Annotated in this window: 4 protein-coding genes; 3 read left to right on the plus strand and 1 reads right to left on the minus strand. The window is 59.2% G+C overall.

Going from position 1 to position 6754, the window contains the following annotated elements:
- Positions 1 to 24: 24 nt before the first annotated feature.
- The 3 genes from ACXWUF_RS02265 to ACXWUF_RS02275 all read left to right on the plus strand — a co-directional run bounded on the left by ACXWUF_RS02265 (position 25) and on the right by ACXWUF_RS02275 (position 6035).
- A complete protein-coding gene (locus tag ACXWUF_RS02265; protein ID WP_458493027.1) occupies positions 25 to 1038 on the plus strand; it encodes an ABC transporter substrate-binding protein in 1014 nt (337 codons plus the stop codon).
- Between the two features lie 70 nt (positions 1039 to 1108).
- Entirely contained in the window at positions 1109 to 5587 is a 4479-nt protein-coding gene (locus tag ACXWUF_RS02270) for an EAL domain-containing protein (protein WP_458493028.1), read from the plus strand.
- 163 nt (positions 5588 to 5750) lie between these two features.
- The gene (locus ACXWUF_RS02275) at positions 5751 to 6035 is read left to right on the plus strand and encodes a zinc-ribbon domain-containing protein (RefSeq protein WP_458493029.1); all 285 of its coding nucleotides are present in this window, start codon (positions 5751 to 5753) and stop codon (positions 6033 to 6035) included.
- Between the two features lie 134 nt (positions 6036 to 6169).
- Here ACXWUF_RS02275 and orn read toward each other — a convergent pair whose 3' ends face one another.
- On the minus strand, positions 6170 to 6715 hold the full coding sequence (orn, locus tag ACXWUF_RS02280; RefSeq protein WP_458493030.1) for an oligoribonuclease: 546 nt from the start codon (positions 6713 to 6715) through the stop codon (positions 6170 to 6172).
- Between the last annotated feature and the right edge of the window lie 39 nt (positions 6716 to 6754).

Below are 6754 nucleotides of genomic sequence, written 5' to 3' on the forward strand. Positions count from 1 at the left end.
GCCCGTCGTGGAAATAGATATTTTATGGCTGGCACGCCCGATACTCATTGCGCCGCCCGGGGTTCGCGCTTGAGCATCCATAAAACCATAATTATTGGCTTGATCCGAGTGGGCTTATTGCTGCCCGCTCTGTTGTTCTCGCTAAACCTAATGGCCGCCACCGCCGACGAGCCATCGGTGGCCGTGCTTTATCCAGATATCCGCGATCCCTTCAAAGGCGTGTTCACTCAAATCATCGACGGAATAGATGAGGTTTTAAAAACACCGGTTAAACGCTACGCCTTGGGGGAAAACGATAATTTTACGGCCATTGAGGCCCAATTGGAAAAGGACCATACCAGCGCGGTCATCGCCCTCGGGCGGGCGGGTTTGTTGGCGGCGGAGAAAATTCGGGGCAAGTGGCCGACTGTGGTGGGCGCCGTTTCAGTTAGATCGGAATATGGCGCTCATGATTTTGCCGGGATTACACTAGTACCGGACCCAGAAGCGCTATTCCGCTGGCTGAAGGTGTTGGCGCCAAATATCAAGCGGGTCACCGTGGTCTATGGCAACGAGCGGGGAACGCGTAGTATGGATCGCGCCGTTGAAGCCGCTAAAATACATGGCCTGATATTGAACGCCCTGCCCGCCGAAAACTCGCGGGAAGCCGCTGGTTTGTACCGCTCATTCGTGAGCGAGAACTCGGCGGAGTCTGACGCGCTGTGGCTGCTCAAGGACGACGACGCCCTGGATGAGAATGTCTTGCTGCCAGCCATATTGAAGGACGCCTGGGAGAAGAATCTGGTCGTGTTTTCAAGCGCCCCCGAGCATGTGAAAAAGGGCGCCTTGTTTTCACTTTACCCCGACAACCATGGCATGGGCCGTAGTCTCGCGTCGCTGACTCTGGGACAATTGCAAGATGGTCAAGCCAAGCGTTCATCCATGCAACCCTTGCGTGATTTGCTAATCGCCGTGAACCTGCGAACCGCCGAGCATTTGGGATTGCATTTGCCAAGCCATGAAAAGAGAAAATTCGATTTGGTGTTTCCTTCCCCCTAAGACGAGGCTGTAAATGCAAGAGCGGTCTTGGTCTTTTTTCGCGCGGACAAGTTTCCTCCAGCAACTGGCGGTGACTTTCTCCATAGGCATCATGTGCCTGGCCCTGCTGTCGTCCATCGCCATCTCCACCTTGTCGAGCCACACGATACACGGCAAGCTCCTTGAGCAAGGACTCCGGGCCACCGAGACCCTGATGGAACAAAGCACCCTGGCCTTGCTCTATCTCAGCACGGACAACGCGGAAGAACCCCTCAGGGCCACGCTGAATTTCCCCGATGTGCATGGCGCGGGTATTTACGAAGCCTCCCACAAGCCCTTGCAAATCAAGGGCGACGATCCCGCGCCCAGCGGCAGGGAAAACATTTGGCCCGATAATCTGCATGTGGAATTGGAAACCCCCGACGCCTGGTATTTCGTCGCGCCGGTGTTCACCCATCCGAACCGCAGCAATCAAGATTCGCCCTTCCAGGCCAACCCCAAGCTCCCCGAATTGCTGGGCTATGTGCGGGTGAAAATGAGCAAGGCGACCCTCAAAACCGTCGCCGGCAACATTCTTCAAACCAACCTGGCGGTTTCGGTGGGATTGGCCTTGATGCTCCTGCTGCTGCTGCTGGCGATCACCAAGCGCCTGACCAATCCCTTGAAGAACTTGGCGGACATCATGCGCAAGGCGACCTCGGGCGAAAAAAGCCTGCGGGCGGACGTGCGTGGCCCCAAGGACATCATCGACATGGAAAAGGCCTTCAACACCATGATGGCCGTCCTTGAGACCCGCGAGTCGCAATTGGAAACCACCCGCGACGCCGCCCTGGAGTCCGCCCGCGTCAAGGGCGAGTTCGCCGCCAACGTCAGCCATGAACTGCGCACCCCCTTGAACGGTGTGCTGGGAATGCTTGAGTTGTTGCAGGACATGGGACTCAGCCCGAAGCAATACGAATACGTGGCGGTGGCGCGCAACGCCGGGGAATCCCTGCTGAAACTGATTGACGACATCCTGGATTTTTCCCGCACCGACTCGGGCAAGCTGAAGTTTCAACCCACCGACTTCGATCTCTACGAGGTTCTCGACGAGGTGGTGGGGCTGCTCGCCAGCCAAGCGCAACGCAAGATGCTCGACCTCGGCTACTCGGTGGCCGAAACCGTTCCCCTGGCATTGCAAGGCGACCGCGCCCGCATCCGCCAAGTGTTGGTCAACCTGGTGGGCAACGCCGTTAAATTCACGGAGCGGGGCGCCGTGGAAATCCGGGTGAGGACCGACCGCACCGCCGATGTCGGCGGGGCGATGGTGCGTTTCGAAGTGGTGGATTCGGGGATAGGCATCCCGGTCGAAGCCCAGCAGATCATCTTCGACGCCTTCACCCAGGTTGACGGCTCCACCACCCGTAATTACAGCGGCGCCGGACTGGGGCTGGCGATTTGCCGCAAGCTGGTGAACTTCATGGGCGGCGACATTGGCGTCGAGAGCCAGCCGGGTCGGGGCAGCACGTTCTGGTTCACCCTGCCCTTGGAGGCATCGCCGCAACTCACCGGCCCAGTCAGGGAAAAACGCGATGAACTGACCGGCCTGCGCCTCATCATCGTTGACGACAGCCCGGTCAGCCGCCGCCTGCTGGAGCAACTCGCCAAAACCTGGGGCACGATCTATAGCAGCGCCGCCAATGGCTATACGGCCTTGCAGATGATTCACACCGCCATGGCGCAGGGCAATCCTTACGATATCGCCATCTTCGACGAATTCATGCCCGGCCTGGGCGGTGCCGACCTGGCCCGACAAATCGCCGTGGACCCAACCCTGGCACACCTGCCCGTCGTGCTGCTCACCAATCAATTACAGCCGAACGTCGAAGGCAACAGGCCCGGCAATGTGATCGGCTCGGTCATCAAACCTGTTCGGGCGCAGTTTCTTTACGACTGCCTCGCGAAATCGCGGCGCGGCAATAAAGAGCCTGTCCCGGTGGATGGCGTGGGCAAGGAAGAATCGGTGCCGTGCTTTAGGAAGCGCGTCCTGGTCGCCGAGGACAACCGGGCCAGTCAGCAAGTCGCCATCGGCATGCTGGAGCGGCTAGGCTGCGAGGTCCGGGTGGCCACCACCGGGCAGGAGGCGCTGGAACTGCTGGGGCACGACGCCTTCGACCTGGTGCTGATGGATTGCCACATGCCCCAGATGGATGGCTACGAGGCCACCCGCCAAATCCGGGCGCTCGGCGGCGTCCAGGGCCAGATACCCATCATCGCGATGACCGCCAACACGCAGCGGGGCGATAGCGATTTGTGCATCGCCACGGGGATGGACGATTACCTCGCCAAGCCGCTTAAGCTGGAGCTATTGAAGGACAAGCTGGGCCGCTGGCTGGCGTCGGAAAAGGATCGGCTGAAGCCCATGCCGACGGTCGGCAATCCCGCCGGAACACAGTCGCCCCCCCAGGAGCATGGCAAATCGGCGCTGCTGGATGAAAAGGTCTTGAACAAACTCCGGGAGGAAACCGGCGAAGCCTTCAACCGGATACTTGAAGTATTTCTGGAAGATACCCCCATCTATCTGAAATCACTGGAAAACGCCATTTCCGGCGATGATTACGAGGGCTTGCTGGAAATCGCCCACTGCGTCAAAGGCAGTGGCCGCAATCTCGGCGCCCATCGCCTGGTCGCCATCGCGAAACACTTGGAAGACCTCAGCCGACCAGACTTCCGCGTCCAGGCACCCGGACTATTCGCTAAGCTAACGGCTGAATACGAATTAGTCAGAATCAAGCTGGAAAAGGAGATTCCCGGCGACGAGCAAGGCGAATTACCGGAAAAACAGGATTTGCCCCGCATCCTGGTGGCGGACGACGACCGCGCCATGCGCTTCGCCCTGCTCAACGTCCTACAAAAGGACGGCTACCAGATCGAGCAGGCCACCAATGGCATTCAAGCGGTGTCGCTGTGCGAACGGCACATGCCCGACCTGGTGCTGATGGATGCGCGAATGCCGCGCATGGACGGCTTCACGGCGTGTTCGAGGATCAGGGAGCTAGCGGATGGCTTCGACATCCCCGTGCTTATCATCACGGCCCTGGATGACGAGCATTCCATCGAGCGGGCCTTCTCGGCGGGTGCCACGGACTACATCCCCAAGCCCGTGCATTTCGCGGTGCTGCGCCAGCGGGTGGCCCGGATGCTGGAAGCCAGCCGCGCCCAACAGCACGTGACCCGGCTGGCCTATCAGGATTCGCTCACGGGGCTGCCCAACCGCACGCTGTTCAGGGAGCGTCTGGACGTAACCTTGACCCGCAGCCTGGCGGCAGAGAACTCGGAGCAGATGCACGCGGTGCTATTCCTCGACCTGGACCGCTTCAAACTGGCCAATGACACCATGGGCCACGAGGTCGGCGACCTATTGCTCAAGACCGCCGCCGCCCGAATCCAGGAATGCCTGCGGAGTAGCGACATCGTGTCCCGGTTCGGGGGCGACGAATTCACGATCCTCCTGGAAGACATCGGCTCGGCGGAAACCGCCGCCAGTCTGGCGGAGAGAATCTGCAAGGCCATCGCCAAGCCGTTCTCCTTCGTGGGGCGGGAGTTCTATCTCAGCAGCAGCGTCGGCATCGCCATCTATCCCTCCGATGGCAGGGATGGCGAGACCCTGGTCAAACACGCGGACATGGCGATGTTCCGGGCCAAGGAGCGCGGCAACACCTTCCGGTTCTTTGAGGACGGCATGGCCAGCGCCATATCGCGGAAACTCCGGCTGGAGAGCGACCTGCGCCGCGCCTTGGAACACAACGAATTCCTGCTGCACTATCAGCCGCAAATCGATCTGGAGACGGGCAAGATCATCGGGATGGAAGCGCTCATCCGCTGGCAGCATCCCGATTTTGGCCTGGTGCCGCCATCGCAATTCATTTCGCTGGCCGAGGAAACCGGGCTGATTGAAGGCTTGGGCGAATGGGCGCTGATTACCGCCTGCGCCCAAAACAAGGCATGGCAGGACGCGGGACTGCCGAAGATCACAATAGCGATCAATCTTTCCGCCCGCCAACTGGAAATGGATTTCGAAGCCCGGCTCATCAAGAAAGTTTTGGCGGAAACCGGGCTCGACCCCCGCTATCTGGAATTGGAGCTGACGGAAAGCGTGGTGATGAAAGACCCGCAAAAAACCGGCGACATCTTGCTGCGTTTAAAGGAAACGGGCCTCTCCATCTCCATCGACGACTTCGGCACGGGCTACTCAAGCCTGAACCATCTCAAGCATTTCTGCTTCGACAAGCTCAAGATCGACCAATCGTTCATCCGGGAAGTCCACAACAACCCCGAAGACGCCGGCATCGTCCTCACCATCATCGCCATGGCGAGGACGCTCAAGCTCCGGGTCATCGCCGAGGGGGTGGAAACGCCGGAGCAATTGCATTATCTGCGACGCAACGGCTGCGACGAGGGCCAAGGCTATTATTTCAGCAGGCCACTCCCCCCGGAGGAAGCGGCCCAATGGCTGAAAAAAACCCGGTTCGGGCTGGCCGATCTTTCAAAACAAGGGAATTATCGACTGGGTGCCGACGGAGGAGCGTAACCCTGGCTCGCCTATCCATCCCGACGCCATCACCGCCCCGCCCGCTGTGGCAAGCGGCCCCGCATTAGGCTATGCTCTGCCCCACTCGACAGCCCGGCCAATCTTATGTGGCCGGGCTTGTTACCCCTGATATATCAATATTCAAAAACATTGAGGCCCGAGTATGTTCTGTCGCCACTGCGGTAAAGAGGTTAAAGACAAAGCGATCATTTGCAGCGGATGCGGAAATCCCGTCGAAGATTCCAGCGGCAACCTCGTCACCGGACACCCCTGGCCTTGGTTCGTCATGATCGGCTTGGTGATATTGACCTTATGCGTGCCACCGGCGGGCTTGTTATTCGGCATCATGGGGCTGATGGACCCCGGCAAGAAAGTCCAGGGCGCCATCATCACGACCGCCGCCACCTTCATGACGCTGCTGCTGGGCGCGGCCCTGTGGGGATTTTAGAATTCGCGTAGGCCGACCCGGTTTTGAAAACCGAGTCGGCCTTTATCGCTGCCGTACACCCGTTTTGAAAACGCCCTAGCTTCCCCATACGCCAGACGGCTTGCGAGCAATTGCCCGGCCATTCCCTCCCCCGCTTAAATCTTCAGCATGTGCCGCCGGTAGTAATGAAGCTCGGCGATGGATTCCAAAATATCGTCCAAAGCCCGGTGCGTGTTCTTCTTCTTGAACCCCTCCTTGATTGGTGGTGCCCACCTTCCCGCCAACTCCTTCAGCGTTGACACGTCCAGATTGCGGTAGTGGAAATAGGCTTCCAGCTTCGGCATGTGCCGGGCCAGGAAGCGCCGGTCTTGGCAAATGCTATTGCCGCACATGGGCGACGCCCCGGCGGGCACCCACGCTTGCAGAAAAGCCAAGGTCAGCCGCTCCACTTCGATCTCGTCCAGTTGGCTTTCGCGCACGCGGTCGATCAATCCCGATTCGCCGTGATGCTTTTGGTTCCAATCGTCCATGCGGCCCAGGATTTCCCCGCTCTGGTGAACCGCCAGCGCCGGGCCTTCCGCGAGAATGTTCAAATCCTTGTCGGTCACTATCGTCGCCACTTCGATGATGAAGTCGGCCTGCGGGTCAAGCCCGGTCATTTCCAAATCAATCCAGATAAGATTCTGCGAGTCTTGCGCCATGGTGTTTTCTAAAAAGGATGAGAAAAAACGGGTTATTAG

Source organism: Methylomagnum sp. (genome assembly GCF_054333355.1).

What these genes read in the sequence shown, in the direction of transcription:
- ACXWUF_RS02275 (WP_458493029.1), top strand. Translation starts at nt 5,751, where the DNA reads ATGTTCTGTCGCCACTGCGGTAAAGAGGTTAAAGACAAAGCGATCATT.
- ACXWUF_RS02265 (WP_458493027.1), top strand. Translation starts at nt 25, where the DNA reads ATGGCTGGCACGCCCGATACTCATTGCGCCGCCCGGGGTTCGCGCTTG.
- orn (WP_458493030.1), bottom strand. Translation starts at nt 6,715, where the DNA reads ATGGCGCAAGACTCGCAGAATCTTATCTGGATTGATTTGGAAATGACC.